Annotated in this window: 1 protein-coding gene; it reads left to right on the top strand. The window is 42.0% G+C overall.

Annotated elements, in window-relative coordinates; all coding sequences use genetic code 11:
- Positions 1-916 (top strand): efflux RND transporter permease subunit (locus tag A3739_RS26175; RefSeq protein ID WP_197472596.1); only part of this gene is annotated, 916 nt, incomplete at both ends.

Raw genomic sequence — 916 nt, 5'->3', positions numbered from 1 at the left:
ACTCTTGTATTGATGGCAGTCTTTATCCCGGTTTCACTCATGCCGGGTATTTCTGGACAAATGTACAATCAGTTTGCGATCACAATTGTAGTTTCTGTTATTATTTCTGCCATTAATGCCTTAACCTTAAGTCCAGCGCTTTGCGCCTTGATGCTTAGACCAGCAGCTGAACATGGTGAAAAACATAAAGCGTTAGTCTTCCGAAAATTCGATCAGTATTTTGATAAATTGACTGATGGCTATCATGCGATTGTTGCAAAAAGTATTCGTCGGCTAATGATTGTTGGTGTCATATTAGTTTTTGTCGTTCTCAGTATGGGGCAATCGATTAATATTGTTGCTAAAGGTTTCGTGCCAGATGAGGATGTAGGCAGTTTTGCGATGGATGTTCAGCTGCCTGCCGGAGCATCCTTGAATCGTACTTTAGAAGTATTCGATCAAATACATGAGATCATTGAGTCTGAAGAAGAGGTGGTAGATTTTATTACTGTGCCTGGCTTCAGTATGTTAACCGGTGCTGCATCCTCGAATGCAGGCTTAGGGTTTGTGATGTTGAAAGACTGGGCAGAACGAAAGCAACCCAGTCAACATCAAGATGCTGTGATGCAGCGCTTACAGACTAAATTTAATGCGGTTTCTGCTGCTAATATTCGCGCGTTTTCGATGCCGCCAATACCTGGCTTGGGAGCAACATCCGGCTTGGAATATGTTCTGAAAAATCTGGAGGGCAAATCGTCCGCAGATTTTGGTGAGGCTGTTCGAAGTTTTATCATTGCAGCTAACCAAACACCCGAAATTGCTTTTGCATTCACAACATATCAAGCCAATATTCCACAGATATTTATCGATCTTGATCGCGAAAAAGCGAAGAATCTTGGTATCCCCTTGTCGGATATTTTCTTAACACTACAAACTC

The sequence above is a fragment of the Oleiphilus sp. HI0067 genome, assembly GCF_001635735.1.
Note: the sequence above shows the minus strand (reverse complement) of the source record. Positions and strands in the feature narration are given on the sequence as shown.